At 71.6% G+C, this 20,490-nt stretch carries 19 protein-coding genes; 8 read left to right on the top strand and 11 right to left on the bottom strand.

The window, feature by feature from the left end; all coding sequences use genetic code 11:
• Window positions 1–148: 148 nt before the first annotated feature.
• Window positions 149–1,180 carry an S-methyl-5-thioribose-1-phosphate isomerase gene (mtnA, locus tag OG819_RS26330; RefSeq protein ID WP_266623426.1) on the bottom strand — a complete coding sequence of 344 codons (1,032 nt, stop codon included), beginning with the start codon at window positions 1,178–1,180 and terminating at the stop codon, window positions 149–151.
• Window positions 1,181–1,330: 150 nt separating this feature from the next.
• On the opposite strand from mtnA, the gene OG819_RS26325 reads away from it, so the two are divergent.
• The 4 genes from OG819_RS26325 to OG819_RS26310 all read left to right on the top strand — a co-directional run bounded on the left by OG819_RS26325 (window position 1,331) and on the right by OG819_RS26310 (window position 6,206).
• Complete coding sequence (locus tag OG819_RS26325; RefSeq protein WP_266623428.1) at window positions 1,331–2,002, top strand: FadR/GntR family transcriptional regulator; 672 nt, start codon at window positions 1,331–1,333, stop codon at window positions 2,000–2,002.
• Window positions 2,003–2,172: 170 nt separating this feature from the next.
• Window positions 2,173–3,168, top strand: coding sequence for a PAC2 family protein (locus tag OG819_RS26320; RefSeq protein ID WP_266415891.1), 996 nt, complete (start codon window positions 2,173–2,175; stop codon window positions 3,166–3,168).
• 647 nt (window positions 3,169–3,815) lie between these two features.
• Window positions 3,816–5,573, top strand: coding sequence for a S8 family peptidase (locus OG819_RS26315; protein ID WP_266651309.1), 1,758 nt, complete (start codon window positions 3,816–3,818; stop codon window positions 5,571–5,573).
• 72 nt (window positions 5,574–5,645) lie between these two features.
• Window positions 5,646–6,206, top strand: coding sequence for a hypothetical protein (locus OG819_RS26310; RefSeq protein WP_266651308.1), 561 nt, complete (start codon window positions 5,646–5,648; stop codon window positions 6,204–6,206).
• 65 nt (window positions 6,207–6,271) lie between these two features.
• On the opposite strand, the gene mshC is transcribed toward OG819_RS26310, so the two are convergent.
• The 4 genes from mshC to OG819_RS26290 all read right to left on the bottom strand — a co-directional run bounded on the left by mshC (window position 6,272) and on the right by OG819_RS26290 (window position 9,813).
• Window positions 6,272–7,501, bottom strand: a complete 1,230-nt coding sequence (gene mshC, locus OG819_RS26305; RefSeq protein ID WP_266651307.1) for a cysteine--1-D-myo-inosityl 2-amino-2-deoxy-alpha-D-glucopyranoside ligase — start codon at window positions 7,499–7,501, stop codon at window positions 6,272–6,274.
• A 121-nt stretch (window positions 7,502–7,622) separates the two neighbouring features.
• Window positions 7,623–8,450 (bottom strand): SCO1664 family protein, encoded by an 828-nt coding sequence (locus OG819_RS26300; protein ID WP_266651306.1) that lies wholly within the window; start codon window positions 8,448–8,450, stop codon window positions 7,623–7,625.
• Window positions 8,414–9,004 (bottom strand): DUF3090 domain-containing protein, encoded by a 591-nt coding sequence (locus tag OG819_RS26295; RefSeq protein ID WP_266415881.1) that lies wholly within the window; start codon window positions 9,002–9,004, stop codon window positions 8,414–8,416. Before OG819_RS26295 ends, OG819_RS26300 begins: the two co-directional genes overlap by 37 nt.
• A gap of 122 nt (window positions 9,005–9,126) precedes the next feature.
• Complete coding sequence (locus tag OG819_RS26290; protein ID WP_266581354.1) at window positions 9,127–9,813, bottom strand: histidine phosphatase family protein; 687 nt, start codon at window positions 9,811–9,813, stop codon at window positions 9,127–9,129.
• 98 nt (window positions 9,814–9,911) lie between these two features.
• On the opposite strand from OG819_RS26290, the gene corA reads away from it, so the two are divergent.
• Window positions 9,912–10,910: a magnesium/cobalt transporter CorA gene (gene corA / locus OG819_RS26285; protein WP_266623438.1), complete on the top strand. Its 999-nt coding sequence runs from the start codon at window positions 9,912–9,914 to the stop codon at window positions 10,908–10,910.
• Window positions 10,911–10,944: 34 nt separating this feature from the next.
• Here corA and OG819_RS26280 read toward each other — a convergent pair whose 3' ends face one another.
• A complete protein-coding gene (locus tag OG819_RS26280) occupies window positions 10,945–11,733 on the bottom strand; it encodes a ferritin-like domain-containing protein (protein ID WP_266651305.1) in 789 nt (262 codons plus the stop codon).
• A 234-nt stretch (window positions 11,734–11,967) separates the two neighbouring features.
• Complete coding sequence (locus tag OG819_RS26275) at window positions 11,968–13,023, bottom strand: LLM class F420-dependent oxidoreductase (RefSeq protein ID WP_266623441.1); 1,056 nt, start codon at window positions 13,021–13,023, stop codon at window positions 11,968–11,970.
• Between the two features lie 150 nt (window positions 13,024–13,173).
• Here OG819_RS26275 and OG819_RS26270 point away from each other — a divergent pair, with 150 nt between their 5' ends.
• Window positions 13,174–14,157 (top strand): aldo/keto reductase, encoded by a 984-nt coding sequence (locus tag OG819_RS26270; protein WP_266623442.1) that lies wholly within the window; start codon window positions 13,174–13,176, stop codon window positions 14,155–14,157.
• Window positions 14,154–16,397 (top strand): helix-hairpin-helix domain-containing protein, encoded by a 2,244-nt coding sequence (locus OG819_RS26265; RefSeq protein ID WP_266651304.1) that lies wholly within the window; start codon window positions 14,154–14,156, stop codon window positions 16,395–16,397. Before OG819_RS26270 ends, OG819_RS26265 begins: the two co-directional genes overlap by 4 nt.
• 132 nt (window positions 16,398–16,529) lie before the next feature.
• Here OG819_RS26265 and OG819_RS26260 read toward each other — a convergent pair whose 3' ends face one another.
• The gene (locus OG819_RS26260; protein WP_266623445.1) at window positions 16,530–17,237 is read right to left on the bottom strand and encodes a hypothetical protein; all 708 of its coding nucleotides are present in this window, start codon (window positions 17,235–17,237) and stop codon (window positions 16,530–16,532) included.
• Window positions 17,238–17,284: 47 nt separating this feature from the next.
• On the opposite strand from OG819_RS26260, the gene OG819_RS26255 reads away from it, so the two are divergent.
• Complete coding sequence (locus tag OG819_RS26255) at window positions 17,285–17,473, top strand: DUF5703 family protein (protein ID WP_054231126.1); 189 nt, start codon at window positions 17,285–17,287, stop codon at window positions 17,471–17,473.
• A gap of 148 nt (window positions 17,474–17,621) precedes the next feature.
• Here the strand turns inward: OG819_RS26255 and OG819_RS58615 are convergent, their stop codons facing one another.
• From OG819_RS58615 to OG819_RS26235, 3 genes are all read right to left on the bottom strand, one after another.
• Window positions 17,622–18,491, bottom strand: a complete 870-nt coding sequence (locus tag OG819_RS58615) for a chaplin family protein (protein WP_323139363.1) — start codon at window positions 18,489–18,491, stop codon at window positions 17,622–17,624.
• Window positions 18,492–18,642: 151 nt separating this feature from the next.
• A complete protein-coding gene (chpH, locus tag OG819_RS26240) occupies window positions 18,643–18,876 on the bottom strand; it encodes a chaplin ChpH (RefSeq protein ID WP_054231124.1) in 234 nt (77 codons plus the stop codon).
• Window positions 18,877–19,022: 146 nt separating this feature from the next.
• Window positions 19,023–20,348: a M20/M25/M40 family metallo-hydrolase gene (locus OG819_RS26235; protein WP_266623448.1), complete on the bottom strand. Its 1,326-nt coding sequence runs from the start codon at window positions 20,346–20,348 to the stop codon at window positions 19,023–19,025.
• Window positions 20,349–20,490 lie beyond the last annotated feature (142 nt).

Here is a 20,490-nt window from a genome sequence, read left to right as displayed (position 1 = left end):
CGCCCACCACACAGGCCGCGGTCGTCAAGGCCCCCATGGAGGGGCGGGGTTCGCCACGAGGCGCTCGGCCTCTTTCCGGTGGACGGGAGCCGGAGGCAGCGCCGGGCCGCGGTCCCGGCCACGTCCCCGGCTCGCGACCCTCGACCCGCTACTTCAGGTGATCCCCGGGCAGTTCCCCCGCCGAGATCTCCAGCACCCCGCGTTCCGTCACCAGGCCCGTCACCAGGCGGCCCGGGGTGACGTCGAATGCCGGGTTGTGGCCTCGGGAGCCGGTGGGAGCCGTGCGGATGCCCGACCACTCCAGCACCTCGTCCTCGCTGCGGAGTTCGATGTGGATGTCGGCGCCCGTGGCCGTGGTCAGGTCGACCGTCGTGGTGGGGGCGGCCACCAGGAACGGGATACCGGCGTCCGCGCAGGCGAGGGCGACCCCGACCGTGCCCACCTTGTTGGCCGTGTCGCCGTTGGCGGCTATGCGGTCGGCGCCGACGATCGCCGCGTCGACCTCACCCCGCAGAATCGTTCCTGCGGCGGCGCCGTCGGCCTGGACGTAGTGCGGGATGCCCTCTTGGACGAGTTCCCAGGCGGTGAGGCGGGACCCCTGGAGCAGCGGACGCGTCTCGTCGGCGTACACCACCTCGACCAGGCCGCGCGCGTGCAGCTCGCGGATGACACCGAGGGCCGTGCCCCAGCCCGCGGTGGCGAGCGCACCGGTGTTGCAGTGCGTGAGCACCCGCAGCGGCCGGTCCACCGCGACCGTCTTGAGCAGCCAGTCCGCGCCGTACGCCCCCATCGCCCGGTTCGCCTCGACGTCCTCGCGCTGGACGGCCGCGGCCTCCGCGAGCACCGCGTCCAGTCCCTCGTCGAAGCGGGCCATCACCCGGTCGACGCACACCATGAGGTTCACCGCGGTCGGACGCGCCGCACGGACGCGGGCCACCGCCGCCCGCGTCTCCTGTACCGACCAGCCCTCGCGCTCACCCTGCGACAGCGCGAGCGCCACCCCGTACGCCCCCGCCGCCCCGATCGCCGGCGCACCGCGCACGACGAGCCGCTGGATGGCGTCGACCAACGCGTCCACGTCACGGATCTCGCGGATCTCGGTGCGGTGCGGCAGCACGGTCTGGTCGATGAGCGCGAGGCTGCTTCCGGTCCAGTCGACGGCGCGCAGTTCCTGGGGCATAGCGGGCACTCCTGATATTCCGAACGTCCGCGACACCGTACATGAGCTTGGGAAACGCCGACGTTTCTGTCCGTTCGGCCTGGTGACCCCACATAATGGCCACAGACATCGGATGACTCAGCGACATCCGGAGTGACAGGGAGGTCCGCCATGGCAGTCACCGATGAGGCGATCGAGAAGATCAAGGACATGATCGTCTCCGGCACACTGCGCCCCGGCGACCGGCTCCCCAAGGAGAGCGAGCTCGCCGCCGACCTCGGCCTGTCCCGGAACTCCCTGCGGGAGGCGGTACGCGCGCTCTCGCTGATCCGCATCCTGGACGTACGGCAGGGCGACGGCACGTACGTCACCAGCCTGGACCCCCAGCTCCTCCTGGAGGCGCTGAGCTTCGTCGTCGACTTCCACCGGGACGACACGGTGCTCGAGTTCCTCGCCGTCCGCCGGATCCTGGAGCCCGCGGCCACGGCGATGGCCGCGTCCAGGATCAGCGAGCAGCAACTGCAGGCCCTCACCTCGCAGCTGGACGTGCTGGGCGCCGCCCCCTCGGTGGAGGAACTCGTCGCCTGCGACCTGGAGTTCCACCGGGGCATCGTGCAGACCTCCGGGAACTCGGTCCTGTGCTCGCTGCTGGACGGTCTCTCCGGGCCCACCACCCGGGCCCGGATCTGGCGCGGTCTCACCCAGGAGGACGCGGTCAGCCGCACCCTGCACGAGCACCGGGCGATCCTGTCCGCCCTGCGGGACCGCGACGCGGAGGCGGCCCGCTCGTGGGCCACGGTGCACATCGCGAGCGTGGAGCAGTGGCTGCGCAGCACGCTGTAGGTACAGCTCGGATGACTCGGGGGCGGTTCACGCCGGCGATCACGAGTGTTTCCGACCCCTCGGCGGGGCAGTGATCCGTTCACTCCCCCGTGCAAGGGGGCTGCGGAGGTCCCCTGGGCACGCCGTAAGGTTGGGGCGTACGTAAGGGGCACGTCGGAAGGAGGCGCTGGGTGATCGAGCTCGAGGGGGTTCCCGAGCTGATCGACCCGGTCATGGTGGCCGCGTTCGAGGGCTGGAACGACGCCGGCGACGCCGCCTCCACCGCGGTCGCGCATCTCGACAGAGAGTGGAAGGGCGAGGTGTTCGCGGCGCTGGACGCCGAGGACTACTACGACTTCCAAGTGAACCGTCCCACGGTGTGGCTGGACGGCGGGGTCCGCAAGATCACCTGGCCGACCACCCGCCTGTCGGTGGTCCGGGTCGGCGGCGAGAAGCCGCGCGACCTCGTGCTGGTCCGCGGGATCGAGCCGTCGATGCGGTGGCGCTCGTTCTGCAACGAACTGCTCGGCTTCGCGCACGAGCTGGGCGTGGAGCTGGTGGTGATCCTGGGCGCACTGCTCGGTGACACCCCGCACACCCGTCCGGTACCGGTCAGCGGGGTCACCTCCGACCCGGACCTGGCCCGCACGATGGACCTGGAGGAGACCAAGTACGAGGGCCCCACGGGCATCGTCGGCATCCTCCAGGAGGCGTGCACGCACGCGGGCGTACCGGCGGTGTCCCTGTGGGCGGCCGTACCGCACTATGTGTCGCAGCCGCCGAACCCGAAGGCGACGCTGGCCCTCCTCAACCGTCTGGAGGACCTGATCGACCTGCGGATCCCGTTGGGCGAGCTGGCCGAGGACGCGCGGGCCTGGCAGCTGGGCGTGGACCAGCTGGCCGCCGAGGACAGCGAGGTCGCCGAGTACGTGCAGACGCTGGAGGAGGCCCGGGACACCGCGGAGCTGCCGGAGGCGTCGGGCGAGGCGATCGCACGCGAGTTCGAGCGCTATCTGCGGCGGCGCGACGGCGGCGGCCCGGCGGGCCCGGCCCCGGGCGGGCACGCCACGGCCGACGGCAGCGACAGTTCCTCGTATCTGCGGGACAACCCCGGCGGTCGTCCGAAGCCTCCGAAGTCCCCGCGGCCGGAGACCGGTACCGACGACGAGGACTCTTCGGAGGACTGAGCCGCCGGATCGGACCGGGGGAGCCGTGCGACGTCGGCCGCCCCCGGCCGTCGAGTTTCAGCCCGGCCGCCGCCGTGCCCGGCCCCGGGGCGATGGTCCGGCCCTGTCCGGTGCGCAGATCGGCGTGGTGGACCGAACCGTCGGCGATCGATTCGAGGCAGGCGTACGGGCCGCCGCCGACGGTGATGCCCTCCGGGCGGATGCCGTTCGGCAGATGCGTGACGGGTGGGTATCGGCTTCCCCGCTGCCCAGGCCGGGCCGGCCGAGCAGCCGGCGAGCGCGGCGCCGGCGGTCGCGGCACCGGCGGAGAGCGGTCTTCGGCGGCTGAGACGGCCCGGGAACGATCGGTGCGTGGATGTCACGGTGCGCTCTATTGGGCAAGGCCGGGAGTCGACCGGTCCATCGGTCAACTGCCCCTGCCACCCCACCACATGACCCCCGACTCCACAGCCTTTGGCCGGTTTGCTGCGTGACATCTGTTTCAGGCCGGATTGCACAGGTTTCCCCATTCAACTTGTTTTCAAACCGAGTTGGCGAAGACGGGGTGGACGAGTCGCCGTGGGCGTGCCAGGTTGTGCCCCGAAGGCGCGGCCCGGGGACGGGACATGGCAGCACCCGCAGGACCGAACCGAGAGGAGCGGTACGCGATGACCGACCAGGTACAGCCGACACAGGGCCCGGGAACAGCCGGGCCGGGACCCGACGGAGCGGGGTTCACCTACCGGGGAGCCGAGCAGGAGCTGATCGTCGTCGCACGCCCCGAGGCCCGGTTGCGTGCCGTGGCCGAGGGCGTCCGCTCGGCGGCGGGCTCGGACGTATCGGCCCTCAACATGTTCCTCAGTGACGAACAGCTCGCCCTGGAGCCGCTGTTCGGCGGCGAGGACCGCCTGCGGCAGTCCGCGGCGGCGGGCGGCGGGGACGGACCCGACCTCGCGCTCTTCTACCGGGTGCGCGGCGTCGAGAGCCGCGCCCAGGAACTGCGTTCCCGGATCGCCGCGCTACCGGGGATCGACACGGCCTACGTGAAGCCCGGCGCCGTCCCCGCCTCGGTGGGGTCGGTCGGGCGCAGCGCGAACGGCTCAGCGAGCGCGGACGACGGCCGGCGGACGAAGGAAGGCGCGCCGGTCACCCCGGACTTCACCAGCCGTCAGGGCTATCTACGGCCGGCACCCGAGGGCATCGACGCGTACTGGGCCTGGCAGCGGCCCGGCGGTACGGGCCAGGGCGTGACGGTGATCGATGTGGAGGGGGCCTGGCAGCTGGGCCACGAGGACCTGACCGCGAAACTCGCGGGCGTGGTCGTCGGCACCCCGCTGACGGACCTCGCCTGGCGCAACCACGGCACCGCCGTCATCGGGGTGATCGGCGGCGACCGCGACGAACGCGGGATCACCGGCATCGCGCCGGACGCGGTGACCGCGGCCGCGTCCTTCCAGGGCATGGGTACGGCGGCCGCGATCCACGCGGCGGCCGACCGGCTGGGCCCCGGCGACATCCTCCTGGTCGAACTGCACGCTCCAGGGCCGCGGTTCGACTTCGAGGAGCGCGACGACCAGCGGGGTTACATCACGATCGAGTGGTGGCCGGACAACTACGCGGCCATCCGGTACGCGACCGCCAAGGGCGTCCTCGTCGTGGCGGCCGCGGGCAACGGCGCCGAGTCGCTCGACGACGCGGTGTACGAGCGTCGCCCCGCCGAATTCCCCGCGTGGTGGCGCAACCCCTTCAACCCCGCCAACCCGTCCTCCGGCGCGGTGCTGGTCGGCGCGGGCGCACCACCGCCCGGCACGCACGGCCGCGATCACGGCCCGGACCGCTCCCGCCTCGCGTTCTCCAACTACGGGGCACGGGTGGACGCACAGGGCTGGGGGCGTGAGGTCACGACCACCGGCGGCTTCTGGGACCGGCCCGGCGATCTGCAGGGCGGTGCCGAGGAGATCGGCTGGTACACGGACACGTTCTCCGGGACCTCCTCCGCCTCCCCGGTGGTGGTCGGCGCCCTGGCCGCGCTGCAGGGCATGCTCAAGGCGGCGGCCCAGGAACCGATGTCCCCCGAGCGTGCCCGCGCGGTGCTGCGGGCCAGCGGCTCCCCGCAGCAGGACGCACCGGGCCGGCCCGCCTCCCAGCGGATCGGCAGCCGGCCGGACATCAAGGCGGCGGTCGCCCGTCTGCTGCCGGATGCCGTCGGCTCGGGCCAGGCCGAACGGTACTGGGACGAGCTGCTGCCGTACCCGCGCGAACTCCCGCCCAGGCTCCGGCTGTTCGTGGCGGGTGACTGGCGCAACCTCAACAACCCCTCCTCCGAGATCCGTCAGGCGGTGCACTCCGCCTTCGCGGGCGGACGGCCCGACGTACGGGTCTGGTTCTCGGACGACGAGATCGTCGGCCTGGTCGTCACGGGCTGACGTGTCCGAGATCCACCCGAGGACGTACCCGCAAAGTCAACGATTCGATGATTCACGGAAGGTGGCACCCGTATGAGCACCACCCCGCAGATGAGTCAGCAGCAAGGACACCAGCAGGGCATCCAGCAGGGGCAGCAGGGACCGAGCACGGCGCCGCCCCAGCAGTTCGGACAGTTCGGACAGCAGCCCATGGCCTTCGGACAGCAGATCCAGCAGCCGTTCGGCCAGCAGCAGATCCCACAGCACCAGAACCCGCAGCTGCAGATTCCGCAGCACCAGAACCCGCAGTACCAGAACCCGCAACCGCAGATCCCGCAGCAGCTCCAGCAGCAGCTCCAGCAGATGGGTCAGCAGCAGCCGTTCCAGCAGCTGCTGCAGCAGCTCAGCGGGCAGCAGCAACAGACACAGGCCCTGACGAGCGGGATCGCCCAGCACTTCTGGGACGTGGTCACGCCGCTCCCGGGCCAGCCGTCGATCCTCTACCTGTTCATCGACAACACCTGGCGCCCCCTGGTGAACCCCAACCAGGTCACCCACGACGAGGTCCAGCAGGCCTTCGCCTACGGGCAGCAGGTCATCGGCGTCTACGACGCCAACAGCAACGCCGTACAGGCCGTCATCGTGAACAAGTGACGCCCTGAGAACGAAGGGGGCGCCGGGCAGTACGACTGCCCGGCGCCCCCACAGGTGAGGAAGTACTACAGGGCTACGCCCAGCAGGGCGTCCACGGTGCGCGAGACGACGCCGGGGGCGCCCTCGTCCGTACCGCCCGCCTCGCGCTGGAGCGCCGCCCAGCGGTCGACCGCGGCGAGCGCGGCCGGTGCGTCCAGGTCATGGGCGAGGGCCTCGCGGATCTCCTCGACCAGCGCCTCGGCGGACGGCCCGTCGGGCCGCGACACCGCTGCCCGCCAGTTCTCCAGACGGGCGACCGCGTCCGCGAGGACGGTGTCCGTCCACTCCCAGTCGGCGCGGTAGTGGTGCGCGAGGAGGGCGAGGCGGATGGCGGCCGGGTCGACGCCGTCGCGCCGGAGCTTCGACACGAAGACCAGGTTGCCCTTGGACTTCGACATCTTCTCGCCGTCGAGCGCGACCATGCCGGCGTGCACGTACGCCTTGGCCATCGGGAACTCACCGGTGAGCACCTGGGCGTGCGAGGCGCCCATCTCGTGGTGCGGGAAGGCGAGGTCGGAGCCGCCGCCCTGGACGTCGAAGCCCATCCCGAGGTGGTCGAGGGCGATGGCGACACACTCGATGTGCCAGCCGGGCCGGCCTTGGCCGAGCGAGCCCCCGTCCCAGCTGGGCTCTCCCTCCCGCGCCGCCATCCAGAGCATCGGGTCGAGCGGGTTCTTCTTGCCCGGACGGTCCGGGTCGCCGCCCCGCTCGGCGGAGAGCAGGCGCATGGCGGCGGCGTCCAGGTTGGACACCTTGCCGAAGTTGGGGTCGGACTCGACGGAGAAGTAGACGTCCCCTTCGAGTTCGTACGCCGCGCCCGCGTCCCGCAGCCGCTCGACGAGCGGCACGATGCCGGGTATCGCCTCGACGGCGCCTATGTAGTGCCGCGGCGGCAGCATCCGCAGGGCGGTCATGTCCTCACGGAAGAGGGCGGTCTCCTGCTCGGCGAGTCCCACCCAGTCGACGCCGTCGCGCTCCGCCCGCTCCAGGAGCGGGTCGTCGACGTCGGTCACGTTCTGGACGTAGTGAACCTGCCGCTTGGTGTCGAGCCACACGCGCTGAACGAGGTCGAACGCGTTGTAGGTCGCCGCGTGACCCATGTGGGTCGCGTCGTACGGCGTGATGCCGCAGACGTAGATACGGGCGACGGGACCGGGGTCAAGTGCGACGAGACCACCGGTCGCGGTGTCGTGGATCTGGAGGTCGCGGCCCTCACCAGGCAGGGCGGGGACCTCAGAAGCGGGCCAGGCATGCATGTCATGAGCCTAACCGGACGGAACTTCCGTATACGACCCGGACCAGCCGTGATGACGAAGAACACCCTCTTGCGCAACGCCCGGCGATGTGCGTCACCCGGTCCTACGGGGCCGGGGGTGCCTACACCGGTGGCCAGGGGATCGCCGGCCACTCCCCGCTCGGCTCCGGGTGCTTCCCCGACGAGAGCATCGCCTCCACACGCGCCCGTGTGGCGTCGATCTCAGCCGTGGTGATGAGTTCGGCCAACCGGGTGGCGAGCGGCGCGCCCGGCGCCAGGCCGTCCCGCAGGGAGGTGAGGACCTCGACCGCCTCAGGCGTCAGCGACTCTCCCGCCCAGCCCCACAGCAGCGTGCGCAGCTTGTTCTCGGCGTTGAAGGTGACCCCGTGGTCGATGCCGTACAACCGACCCTCACCGGCGGGCAGCAGATGCCCGCCCTTGCGGTCCGCGTTGTTGATCACGGCGTCGAGCACGGCGAGCCGCCGCAGCCGGACGTCGTCGGCGTGCACGAGCAGCGCCGTCTCCCCCTCGCCGACCTCGGCCAGGCCGACGGCCTTCCAGCCCTCCGCGGGCTCCTCGCCCTCCACCAGGGCCAGCAGCCCGTCCCCGTCCGCCTCGGGCAAGGCCTCGACCCACAGCTGGCACATGCCCTCGCCGTAGGGCCCCTCTCGCAGCACGGTGGTGGGAACCAGCCCCCAGCCGGTGGCCTCGGAGACCTCGTACGCGGCCACCTCACGCTGGGCGAGGGTCCCGTCGGGGAAGTCCCACAGGGGCCGCTCCCCGGCGACCGGCTTGTAGACGCAGAACGCGTCCCGGCCCTCGTACGACACGGAGCAGTACAGCACCGCGTTCGACGCCTCACGGATCCGTCCGCGCACCTTCAGCTCGCCCAGGGCGAGCAGCTCGGCCGTGGTCACGCTCCGCGGCGGTATCCGTTCTGTCGCGGACATACGTGTCCTTCCGGGTCGAGCGGGAGGCTGCACAGCGGGCAGGGCGGCCGGCCCGCGTTGACGACGTCGAGGGCCCGCTTGGCGAAGGCCCTGGCCTGCGCACCGGTGAGCCGGACGCGGAGCATCGGCGGACCGTTCTCCTCGTCCTGGAGCAACCTTTCCTCGGCCTCGGCGAGGTCCTCGTCGGTGTCGGCGTCGAGCTCGACGAGGGCCTGCGCCTCGACGATCATGCGCTGTTCCTCACCGTCCCAGGCCAGCGCCATCGTGCCGACCCGGAACTCCTCCTCCACCGGGGTGTCGAGAGGGGCGGTGTCGGACACCTCGGTGGGGGCCATGGCCGGGACGGGGGCGCTGCCGCCGGTGCGCCGTACGACCTCGTCGAGGAGCTCGTCCATGCGCTCGGCGAGCGCGGCGACCTGGGTCTTCTCCAGGGCGACGCTGGTCACCCGGGGGCCTGAGGAGGCCTGCAGGAAGAAGGTACGGCGCCCGGGCAACCCGACCGTACCGGCGACGAAACGGTCCGGGGGGTCGTAGAGGAACACCTGACGGGACACGTCCTGTCTCCATTGGAATCGGCATGTGGACCGGCTGACTGCCTGGGTCCGCATCGGCTGCTGACAACTTGCTGACGACTACTTGCGCTGCTTCAACCGCTTCACCCTACTGCGGCCGACGATCACGGTGCGCCCGCACCGCCCCCGACCGGTGCGTCCCCGCTCGGGGGCTCCTCGCGCGGCGCCAAGGAGGCGAGGTCGCCCGTGTCCCCGAGGCGGACGAGGAAGGGACGCAGTCGTGTGTAACGGATCGCGGTGATGGAACACGGTTCTACAGAGATCCGCTGGAAGAGGTCGAGATGAAGTCCGAGTGCGTCCGCGACGAGGGATTTGATGATGTCGCCGTGAGAGCACATCACATATACGGCGTCGCCGCCGTGATCGCGCTCCACGCGCGCGTTCCACTCCCGCACCGCTTCGGCGGCCCGGGTCTGCATGGCCCGCATCGATTCTCCGCCGGGGAACGCGGCCGCGGACGGATGCGCCTGTACGACCTCCATCAGCGGCTCGTCCTTCAGCTCGGCGAGCTTGCGGCCGGACCAGTCCCCGTAGTGCGCCTCGCCGATCCGCTCGTCGGTGTGCACGCGCAGCTCGGGGCGGGCGTCGAGCAGCGGCTGCACGGTCTCCTGGCAGCGCTGCAGGGGGCTGGTGACGACTTCGGAGATCGGCAGCGCGGCGAGCCGCCCGGGCAGCGCCGCGGCCTGCTGAGCGCCGCGCGCGTCGAGGGCGACGCCCGGCGTCCAGCCCGCGAGCAGCCCAGCGGTGTTGGCGGTCGAACGTCCGTGCCGTACGAGAATCAGGGTGGGCATGCGGCCCAGCGTAAACGGGTGGCTCGGGGAGCCGGCGGGGCCTGTGGACAACGGCGGCCGGAGTGCGGTGCCGGCCGGACGACGGGAGAATACGCTCCGTGATCGTCGACTGCGCCGTGTACCACGACGGGCGTCGGACGGAGGGCCCCGAGGACCTCTCCGACGCTCTGGCCCTGGCGCGCGCCGAGGGCGACGCGTTCGTCTGGATCGGGCTGTACGAGCCGACGGAGCAGGAGTTCGACCTCGTCACCGAGGAGTTCGGGCTGCACCCGCTGGCCGTCGAGGACGCCCTCAAGGCGCATCAGCGGCCCAAGCTGGAGGTGTTCGACGACTCGCTGTTCATGGTCCTGAAGCCGGTCGCGTACGAGGCGCAGAGCGATGTCGTCACCACCGGTGAGGTGATGGTGTTCATAGGGGACTCCTTCGTGGTGACCGTCCGGCACGGCGAGTGCTCGCCTCTCGCGGAGGTGCGCCGCCGGCTGGAGGCGGATCCCGAGATGCTGCGGCAGGGGCCGACGGCGGCGCTCTACTCGATCGCCGACGCCACGGTCGACCACTACCTGGGGGTGGCGACCGAGCTCCAGACGGACCTGGAGGGGCTGGAGGCGGAGGTCTTCTCGCCGAGCGGCGGGGGTTCGCGGCACACCGCGTCCAGGATCTACACGTTCAAGCGGCAGATCCTGGAGTTCCGGCGGGCGACGGGCCCACTGACCGTTCCGCTGACCCGGCTCTCGCGCTCGGGCACCGCCGGCGCCCCGGTGCCGTTCGTGAACGAGAAGGCGCACCCCTTCTTCCGCGACGTCAACGACCACCTGGCCCGTGTGAACGAGTCGGTGGAGAGCCTGGACCGGCTCGTCTCGGACATTCTCTCGGCGCATCTCGCGCAGATGAGCGTGCGCCAGAACGACGACATGCGGAAGATCTCGGCATGGGCGGCCATGGCCGCGGTCCCCACGATGATCGCCGGCATCTACGGCATGAACTTCGACCACATGCCCGAGCTGCACTGGCTCTGGTCGTACCCGGCGGTGATCCTGGCGATGGCGGCGCTGGAGTTCCTGCTGTACCACCTCTTCAAGCGGCGGGGCTGGCTGTGACGTGTTCGACGTACGGAGGGCTCGCGGCCGCGGGTCACGCCAACTCCGGTGCGGGCGGCGCGGGGTCGCCCAGGGCGTTGCGCTGCTCCGGCATCTTCAGGGAGACCATGCGGCGCCAGCCCGCGGCGCGCTCGCAAGCGTAGACGGCGTGGATGGCGGCGGCGAGCGTCGCCGTCTTGGCCCTCGACCAGCCGAGGATGCGTCCCATGTGGGCCATCACCGCGAGACTGACGTCCCGGTAGACGCGGATCTCGGCGAGCGCGCACGCGCGCAGCGTCCGCCGGATGGCCCGGCCGTGTCCGGCGGACGCCAGGCGGAGCAGCTCCTCGTGGCAGTAGGCAAGGTGCCTGTCCTCGTCCTGGGAGATCATCCGGACCGCGCGCCCGATGCCGGGATGGTCGCCGAAGTGCCTGCGCAGCAGCTCCATCTGCTCGGAGGCACGCTGCTCGGTGACCCTGCTGTGGGCGAGGTAGGTGACGATGTCCTCCACGGTGAGTCGCTGCTCGCTCTTCAGCTTGTCGTGGGCGAGGCCGATCCCGTGCCGTTCCAGGAGCATCGTGTAGTCGGTGTCGGCCGGGACCTCGGCCGGTGCGAGGCCGCGCCTGTTCATCAGGGCGTGGAAGATCCGCCCGTGCTTGTCCTCGTCGGCGCCGTGCCGGGCGATCTTCGGGGCGAGTTCGCGTGCGCTCTGCGGGACGAGGGCGGCGATGCGCGCGTTCTCCCAGCCACCCTGCGACTCCCCGCTGGCGGCTATGGAGCAGAAGAGCCGGAACGACTCGTCGTTGTCGAGGATCTCCTGGAACAGACTCTTGGCCGAAAGCATCTATGACACCTTTCTGCAGGGTCCGCAGAAAACGAGTCAAATGGGATGCGGGCAGCCCGGCAACCGATGTGTCGGACAAATGCGCCGAACGAAGGACGGCGGAACGGGCCCGGGCACGTAACCCAGGGCGCGCCCGCGCGTTGTTCCCGGAGACGGCCGTGGCGGGGAAGACCCCCGAGCCCCCACCACGGCCGCGGAACTTCTTGCGCCCCTCCGAAAAGGGCTTCCGACGCGTTACGCCAGACCGGCCCGCTCCAGCGCGTCCGAACCGGCGCGGAGCGAGGCGATCCGGTCCTCCAGCGTGAAGCCGGCGGGCGACAGCGTGAGCGTGGTGACACCCGCCGCCGCGTAGGCCCGCATCCGGTCGGCGATGCGGTCCACGGAGCCGAGCAGTGTGGTCTGGTCGATGAGCGCGTGCGGAACGGCGGCGGCCGCGCCCTCCTTGTCGCCGGACAGGTACTTGTCCTGGATCTCGGCGGCCTCCTTCTCGTACCCCATGCGCTGGGCGAGCTGGTTGTAGAAGTTCTGCTTGCGGCTGCCCATGCCGCCCACGTACAGCGCGGTGTACGGGCGGAACATGTCGGCGAGCGCCGGCACGTCCTTGTCGGCGCCTACGGCGAGCGGCAGCGTCGGACAGACGTCGAAGCCCTCCATGGTCTTGCCGGCCTTCTCGCGGCCCGCCCGCAGGTGCCGGAGCGCGGTGTCCTCGATGTGCTCGGCCGAGGGGAAGATCAGCAGGGCGCCGTCGGCGATCTCACCGGTCTGCTCCAGGTTCTTCGGGCCGATCGCGGCGATGTACAGCGGAATGTGCTCGCGCTGCGGGTGCACCGTCAGTTTGATCGGCTTGCCCGGACCGCCCGGCAGCGGCAGCGTCCAGTGCTCGCCCTCGTACGACAGCCGCTCGCGGGTCATCGCCTTGCGTACGATCTCGACGTACTCGCGGGTGCGGGCCAGCGGCTTGTCGAACTTGACGCCGTACCAGCCCTCGGAGACCTGCGGCCCGGAGACGCCGAGGCCGAGGCGGAAGCGCCCGCCGGAGAGCGAGTCGAGCGTCGCGGCGGTCATCGCGGTCATCGCGGGCTGACGGGCCGGGATCTGGAAGATCGCCGAGCCGACGTCGATGCGTTCGGTCTTGGCGGCGACCCAGGTGAGCACGGTGGCCGCGTCCGAGCCGTAGGCCTCGGCGGCCCAGCACACCGCGTATCCCAGTCGGTCGGCCTCCTGGGCGACGGCGAGATTGTCCGCGTCCATTCCGCCGCCCCAGTAGCCGAGGTTGATCCCGAGCTGCATGGCCGATCCCCTTACCGATCAGTAACGTCCCTTGTGCCGGAGACCCTAGCGCGCTGGTGGGCGCGGCGGCGGGAACGGGTTCAGGTCTGATCATCCAGGTTGTCCACAGGGTCCCCACGAGGCGAGTTTTGGCCAGTAATCTCGGCGTCCATGGAGCAGAGGCATCTCGGCCGTACCGGCCTGCGTGTGTCCCGGATCGGACTCGGCACCCTCACCTGGGGGCGGGACACCGACGAGCACGACGCCGCGGAGCTGTTGAAGGTGTTCTGGGAAGCGGGCGGGAACCTCGTCGACACCGCGGATGTGTACGGGGACGGGGAGTCGGAGTATCTGATCGGGCAGCTCATAGAAGGGCTCGTGCCGCGTCGCGACCTGGTCATTTCCACCAAGGCGGGCAGTGTGCCCGACCCGGACCGGCGGTTCGACGGCTCGCGCGGGCATCTCCTGTCGGCGCTCGACGCCTCGCTGCAGCGCCTCGGCACGGACTACGTGGATCTGTGGCATGTGCACGCCTTCGACCCGGACACCCCGCTGGACGAGACCCTCCAGGCGCTCGACCTCGCGGTCAGCAGCGGTCGCGCGCGGTACGCGGGGGTGTCCAACTTCTGCGGCTGGCAGCTCGCCAAGGCGGCGACCTGGCAGCTGGCGGCGCCCGGCACACGGACCCGGATCGCCAGTACGCAGCTGGAGTACTCCCTGCTCCAGCGCGGCGTGGAGCGGGAGGTGCTGCCCGCGGCGCTCGACCTGGGCATCGGTCTGCTGCCGTCCTCCCCGCTCGGGCGCGGTGTGCTCACCGGGAAGTACCGGGGCGGCACACCGTCGGACTCCCGGGGCGGCTCGGAGCACCTCGCGCCGTTCGTCGCGCCGTACCTGGACGACACGGCGAGCGGCATCGTGGACGCGGTGGCGACAGCGGCGGACGGCCTCGCGGTCACACCGTTGCAGGTCGCCCTCGCCTGGGTCCGCGACCGGCCCGGCGTCGCCGCCCCGATCGTCGGCGCGCGCAACGCGCAGCAGCTCACGGCCGCGTTGTCAGTGGAGACCCTTAGTCTTCCTGACGAGATCTGCCGGGCGCTGGACGATGTGTCGGCACCGGTGCACCACTATCCCGATCACGACTGGAGCACGCTGTGAGCACGGAGCCCGAGACCACGGAGGAAGCAGAGCCGGGGACGCCGGGCGCGGGAGCGACCGACGACCCGCAGACCGCGGACACGGATGCGGACATGGTCACGGAAGCGGACGCGGGCACCACGTCTTCCGGGGGCGAGGGGACCACGGCCGAGGGCGGCACGGAGACCGAAGGCGCGGCGGACGCGGCCAAGTTGTCCGAGGCCGCGGCGGAGTTGGCGGCGCAGCGGCTGGAGCGGGAGCGGATCGAGCGGCGCAAGGCCGAGAGGCAGGGGCCGATCGAGGCCGGCGCCAAGCTCAGCGGGACGGCCGCCGATCTGCTCGCGGCGGTGCGGGCCGTGGAGAGCGGCGAGAAGCCCGCGGCCACCGCCTTCCGCGACCCCGCGCCGACGCCACGCAGGACGGTCGCCCCGGAACCCGTGCGCCGTCCGGAGCCGGTGGCCGCCCCGGCCCGGACCTCGGTGACGGTCGCACCGGAAGCCGTCGCCGCCGTAGGCGCCGTACTGAGCGAAGGCGGCGCACCCGCCGCCCTCGCACCGGGGGCCCTCGCGGCTCTCGGCGAGGGCGCGGACGAGCAGTTGCGCGAGGACCCCTGGCAGCTGCTGCAGGTCGCCGGGGTGCGGCCCGAGCAGGCCGACGGGTTCGCCCGCGCGCTGCTCGGCGCGGAGTGCCGCCCGGACGACGAGCGGCGCGGCCGGGCGGTCACCGTCTGGCTCCTCGATCAGGCGGCCCTCGCCGGGCATACCGCCCTCGACGCCCCCGCGCTCACCGCCGCGCTCGCCCAGCGCGCGGTGCCGGACCCGGACGCGGCCGTGCAGAGCACCCTCGCCGAGGGCGACGCGCTGGTCTTCCAGGACGCCCTCGACCCCGCGCCCCCGGCCCAGGAAGAGGGCGCCGAGGAGTCCGAGGAGCGTCCGGTCCGCGTCCTCATCGGCCTGGAGCGGTACGCCCTGGCCGAGGAGAGCCTCGCCGACGGACTGGCCCGGGTGATGAACTCGGTGCCGAAGGCCGACGGCTCCGCCGACGGGTGGGAGCAGGCCGCCGCGTCGGCCACCCGCTCCGCCGCGGAGCTGATCCGGGCGGTCGCGGGCCACGGCCTGGTCCTGCACACCGGCGGGGACGCGTCCCAGGCGGAGGCGGCGGCGCTGCTGCACGCCGCGCGCGGTCTCGGTCTGCGCGGCTGGGCCGCCGCCCACACGCCGAGCGGCCGCGACGGCTTCACGGTCCGGACGGCGCGCTACGACCTGCCGGACGGCCCCTCGGGCGACGCCGAGGACGGGCCGGTCACCGGGGTCGCCACCGTCGCGGGACTCCTCTCCGGCGCCGAGGGCCCGGGCCGGGACGCGGACGGCGCCTTCGACCTGGACCTCCTGATCGTCCTGGACGCACCGCAGCTGGACGTCGAGACGGCGGCGATGCTCGCCGAGTCGCTGCCGGACGGCGCGCGGCTGGTGCTGAGCGGGGACCCGGGTGTGCTGTGGTCGGCCGGTCCGGGGCGTGTCTTCGCCGACCTGCTCGCCGCCCGCGTGTGCCCGCAGGTGGCCTCGAGGACGCCGGACCCCGGCCCCATCGGCGAGCTGGTCTCCGGGGTCGGCATCGGCGAGCTCAACCAGGTCGAGGCGCCCGGCAAGGAGGTCGTGATCGTCCCCGTGCGGGACGCCGGCGAGGCGGTGCACCGGACCGTGCAGCTGGTCGCGGACTCGGTGCCGCGCGCCATCGGCATCCCGGCCGAGCAGACGCAGGTGATCACCCCGGGGCACGGCGGCGCGGTCGGCACCCGCGCGCTGAACACCGCGCTCAAGGAGCGGCTGAACCCGGGCCCCGGCCGCTTCGGCGGCTTCGACCCCGAAGACCGCGTCGCCTACTCCCCCGCTCCGGGTCGTACGGCGGTGGGACACGTGGTGAAGGCCGACGCCGACGGGCTGCACCTGACGTGCTCGGGGCTCCCCGTCGTCGTACCCAAGGAGCGGGTGGAGCAGTCGGTACGGCACGGCTGGGCGCTCACGGCGCACCAGGCGGTCGGGCTGCGCTGGCCCGCCGCGGTCGTGGTGCTCCCCGGTGACGCCGCGGCGGCCCTGACCAGGCCCTGGGTCTACACGGCCTTCGGCCGGGCCGAGCGCCATCTGTCCGTGGTCCACGGGGTGGAGCAGGCACTGCAGCGGGCGGTGGCCGAGATCCCGCAGAAGCCACGCACCACGCGTCTGCCCGCCCTGCTCAAGGCGCAGGTCCCGGCAGCGGGCTGAGCCCCGCCCAGGGACACGGCTCCCCTACGCGGGGAGGTGGCGGCCACCGGACTTCCGGTGGCCGCCACCTCCCTGTGACACGGTGCTCAGCGATCCCGCGAGGGGATGCTCGGCGATCCTGTGACGCGGTTCTCAGCGATCGGCGTCCAACGGCTCCAGATCCCCGTCCTCGTCCAGCTCGGAGTCCGGAGCGAGGTCGTCGTCCAGCTCGTCCTCGTCCGGCTCGTCGTCGAAGACCGCGCTGACGTCGAAGCGGCAGACCACCCGCTGCGGGTCGATCGCCTCGAAGGGGGTCTCCAGCCACTCGCCGGGATCGGCGGGTTCGTCGGCGGCCGTGACCCAGAGTGTGGAGTCGCCCTCCTCCAGACCGAACTCCTTGTGCCGGGAGGCGATCTCGTCCGGCTCGAACTCGCCGAACAGAACGCCGAGCGCCCCGTGCACCGTGCCGGAGGCCGCGTCGAAGCCCACGGCCGCGGTCGCCCCGTCCTCCTCCACCGCCTCCACCCGCTGGGCCTGTGCCAGCAGTCGCTGCGGCTCCACCACCGCGTAGTCCCGCCGGATCAGCACGCTCAGCGCGTTCGGTTCCTCGGGCCCCGTGTACGGCGGCAGCGTGTCGTCGCTGCCGGGGATCTCGAAGGGTGTGACCTCGTCGTAGCGGTCGTAGAGCAGCTCGTCGTACTCCTCGGCCGCGGCGGCCAGCTCGTTGAACGCCTCATAGACGGCCGGGTCGTCATCGCCCGACCTGCGCTCGACCGCGGCCAGGTGGCGGTCGAGCGCGATCTTGACAGCCTCGGCGGCGGCGCGTACCTCGGCAGCGGTGGGCTGCACAGCATCAGACATAGTGCAGACGCTATCCGTACAGGGCCTCTGCCCGCACAATAGATGCGATGCCGGAATACGAATTTGTCGACGTGTACGTGCCGCGCGGGGTGTCCCGCAAGGAGACGACACGCCTGCTGACGGACCATGCGGAGTACGGACACTGGGAGTTGGACCGCCTCAGCCTGCACCCCGACGGCAGCCGCAAGGTGCGGCTGCGCCGGCGGATCATCCGCCAGGTGCGTGCCACGTGGTGAGCGAAAGCGGCTGAAACGGGGCGGGCCCCGCCGGTGCGGGGCCCGCTACGGTCGCTTCGCCACAGGGGATGCCTGTGGCGTCGCGATCACCCCTGTCCCGGCCCGTTCCCGGCCCGTTCCCGGCCCGGACCTGCCTTGTCCTGCCGGTCTACGCCCCGGAGCGCGCCCGGCGGTAGAGCACGGCGCCCGCCAGCAGCGCGCCCGCGCCCGCCGGGATCACCGCGCCGATCGGCAGGTCACTGCCGGTGTGGGCGAGCTGCGCGGGGCTCTGCGGCTGGGAGACGTTCTGCGTCCCCGGGTGGTGGGGGTGCGAGGCGGGCGGGGTGCCCGGGGTTCCGGGGTGCCCGGGGTTTCCGGGGTTTCCGGGGTGCCCAGGATTTCCAGGCTGCCCCGGGTTCCCGGGCTGACCGGGCTGCCCCGGGTGGCCGGGGTTCCCCGGCTGACCCGGGTTTCCGGGCTGTCCCGGGTGACCGGGGTATCCCGGGTGCCCAGGGTGACCGGGGTGACCTGGCTGGCCGGGGTGGCCCGGGTGACCGCCGCCGGGCGGATAGTGGGTGTGGCCGCCGTGTCCGTTCGCGCAGTCGTTGCCCATCGCCGGGTTGCCGACTCCGATCACGTTCACGCTGTTGCCACAGGCGTTGACCGGCACGTCGATCGGCACCTGGACGTGGTTGCCGGAGCCGACGCCCGGCGAGCCACTCGCGTGCCCGCCGGCGTGGGAGCCGCCGCCCGAGTGCGAACCACCGCCCCCGTGCCCACCGGCGGACGATCCACCGCCGTCGTTGACGCACTTGTTGCCCATCGCCGGGTTGAGCAACCCGACGACGTTCACGGTGTTGCCGCAGACGTTGACCGGCACGTGCACCGGTACCTGCACCGTGTTGCCCGACAGCACGCCGGGCGAGTTGGAACTGGCGCCGCTCGCACCCGAGTCGGCGTGTGCGTAGCCTCCGGTCGCGGCGAGTACGCCGGTCGCGGCCGCCACGGTCATCAGGCCCTTGCGGGTGACCTGTCGCATAGCTGAATTCCCTGCCTTAGTCCTTGGCTTGGACCCTCCGGAAAGCGCACGCATCCGTCCCGTGCGTGCGCCGAAAGCCGGTCGGCCCCGGAGCGCATGGCGCACGCTCCGGGGCCGACGGGCTCAGACCCTCATGGGGTGAGGCACAACGTCACTTGTTGATGCAGGTGTTGCCGAAGGCGGGGTTCAGCAGCCCGATCACGGAGACCGTGTTGCCGCAGACGTTCACCGGGACGTGAACAGGCACCTGGATGACGTTGCCGGAGATGACGCCCGGGGAGTGCACAGCGGCACCCTGGGCACCCGAGTCGGCGACAGCCAGGCCCGCACCCGCGAGAACCAGACCACCAGTGGCAGCCGCAGCAGCGACGACCTTCTTGATCATTATTCCTCCTTGTAGGCAAATGCGATCCCAAGTAGCGGATCACATCACCTGTAACGAGGAAGAAGTACTTGAGCTACGAGCTTATGGTCCCATTCACCCGTCCCGGGCGATCTCCGCACGTACGGGCGATTGCGGGCGTCAACACGTCATGACGCCTCGATGAAGCGGTCGAGTACGCGGACGCCGAACTTCAGCGCATCCACCGGCACCCGCTCGTCGACCCCGTGGAACATGCCCGCGAAGTCCAGCTCCGGCGGCAGCTTGAGCGGGGCGAAGCCGAAGCAGCGGATGCCGAGGTCGGCGAAGGACTTGGCGTCGGTGCCGGCCGAGAGCATGTAGGGCACGGCACGCGCGATCGGGTCCTCGGCGGACAGCGCGGTCTGCATGGCGTCGACCAGTGCCCCGTCGAAGGTGGTCTCCAGCGCCTTGTCCGCGTGCACATCCGTGCGCTGGACCCTCGGTCCGAGAACCCGGTCCAGGTCGGCGAGGAACTCCTCCTCGTATCCCGGCAGGTACCGCCCGTCGACGTGCGCGGTCGCCTGCCCCGGAATCACGTTGACCTTGTATCCGGCACCGAGCTGGGTCGGGTTCGCGGTGTTCTGCAGGGAGGCGCCGATGAGCTTGGCGATGCCGCCGAGCTTGGCGAGCGTCTCGTCCATGTTCTCCGGGTCGAGCTCGGTGCCGAGCGCGTCGCCGAGCTCGTCGAGGAAGTGCCGCAGCGTCTTCGTCACCCGGACCGGGAACTTGTGCCGCCCGAGCCGGCCCACGGCCTCGGACAGCTCCGTGATCGCGTTGTCCTTGTGGATCATCGAACCGTGCCCGGCGGTGCCGTCCACGGTCAGCTTCATCCAGTGCATGCCCTTCTGCGCGGTCTCGACGAGATACAGCCGCAGCTTCTCGTTGACCGTGAAGGAGAAGCCGCCGACCTCGCCGATCGCCTCGGTCACGCCCTCGAAGAGGTCGGGGTGCTTGTCGACGAGATGCCGCGCACCCCACGTACCGCCGGCCTCCTCGTCGGCGAGGAACGCGAGGACGATGTCCCGGGGCGGCTTGCGCCCGCTGCGCAGCCGGTCCCGGACGACCGCCAGCGTCATGGCGTCCATGTCCTTCATGTCGACCGCGCCGCGGCCCCACACCATTCCGTCCGCGATCTCGCCGGAGAAGGGGTGGTGGGTCCAGTCCGCCGCGTTGGCCGGTACGACGTCGGTGTGACCGTGGATGAGCAGCGCGGGGCGCGAACGGTCCTCACCCTCGATACGGGCCACGGTCGACGCGCGCCCCTTGTGCGACTCGAAGATCTGCGGCTCGAGCCCGACCTCGGCGAGCTTCTCGGCCACGTACTCCGCGGCCTTGCGCTCACCCGGTCCGGAGTGGTCCCCGTAGTTGCTGGTGTCGATCTGGATCAGCTCGCGACAGAGGTCCACGACCTCGTCCTCGCCAGAGACGCCCCTGGCCGTGTTCGACTCGCTCACGCTGCTTCCTCCCACTGTCACTGCTGGTGGTCCCCCCTCATCCTCTCTCCCGCCCCCGCCCTCCCCCAAGGCCGGACCCGGCCCGTCACACGCCGTTCACGCGGCGACGGGGTGTGATCGGGGACCCTCGAAAGCCTGGTAA

The sequence above is a fragment of the Streptomyces sp. NBC_01549 genome, assembly GCF_026339955.1.
Taxonomy (GTDB): Bacteria; Actinomycetota; Actinomycetes; order Streptomycetales; family Streptomycetaceae; genus Streptomyces.
The sequence above is the reverse complement of the archived record's forward strand: the minus strand, read 5'-3'. Positions and strand labels throughout refer to the sequence as shown.

Excerpts from the sequence above, each read along its gene's own strand:
- mtnA (WP_266623426.1), bottom strand. The coding sequence starts at position 1,180 with ATGCCCCAGGAACTGCGCGCCGTCGACTGGACCGGAAGCAGCCTCGCG.
- OG819_RS26325 (WP_266623428.1), top strand. The coding sequence starts at position 1,331 with ATGGCAGTCACCGATGAGGCGATCGAGAAGATCAAGGACATGATCGTC.
- OG819_RS26315 (WP_266651309.1), top strand. The coding sequence starts at position 3,816 with ATGACCGACCAGGTACAGCCGACACAGGGCCCGGGAACAGCCGGGCCG.
- OG819_RS26310 (WP_266651308.1), top strand. The coding sequence starts at position 5,646 with ATGAGCACCACCCCGCAGATGAGTCAGCAGCAAGGACACCAGCAGGGC.
- mshC (WP_266651307.1), bottom strand. The coding sequence starts at position 7,501 with ATGCATGCCTGGCCCGCTTCTGAGGTCCCCGCCCTGCCTGGTGAGGGC.
- OG819_RS26300 (WP_266651306.1), bottom strand. The coding sequence starts at position 8,450 with ATGTCCGCGACAGAACGGATACCGCCGCGGAGCGTGACCACGGCCGAG.
- OG819_RS26290 (WP_266581354.1), bottom strand. The coding sequence starts at position 9,813 with ATGCCCACCCTGATTCTCGTACGGCACGGACGTTCGACCGCCAACACC.
- OG819_RS26280 (WP_266651305.1), bottom strand. The coding sequence starts at position 11,733 with ATGCTTTCGGCCAAGAGTCTGTTCCAGGAGATCCTCGACAACGACGAG.
- OG819_RS26275 (WP_266623441.1), bottom strand. The coding sequence starts at position 13,023 with ATGCAGCTCGGGATCAACCTCGGCTACTGGGGCGGCGGAATGGACGCG.
- OG819_RS26270 (WP_266623442.1), top strand. The coding sequence starts at position 13,174 with ATGGAGCAGAGGCATCTCGGCCGTACCGGCCTGCGTGTGTCCCGGATC.
- OG819_RS26260 (WP_266623445.1), bottom strand. The coding sequence starts at position 17,237 with ATGTCTGATGCTGTGCAGCCCACCGCTGCCGAGGTACGCGCCGCCGCC.
- OG819_RS26255 (WP_054231126.1), top strand. The coding sequence starts at position 17,285 with ATGCCGGAATACGAATTTGTCGACGTGTACGTGCCGCGCGGGGTGTCC.
- OG819_RS58615 (WP_323139363.1), bottom strand. The coding sequence starts at position 18,491 with ATGCGACAGGTCACCCGCAAGGGCCTGATGACCGTGGCGGCCGCGACC.
- chpH (WP_054231124.1), bottom strand. The coding sequence starts at position 18,876 with ATGATCAAGAAGGTCGTCGCTGCTGCGGCTGCCACTGGTGGTCTGGTT.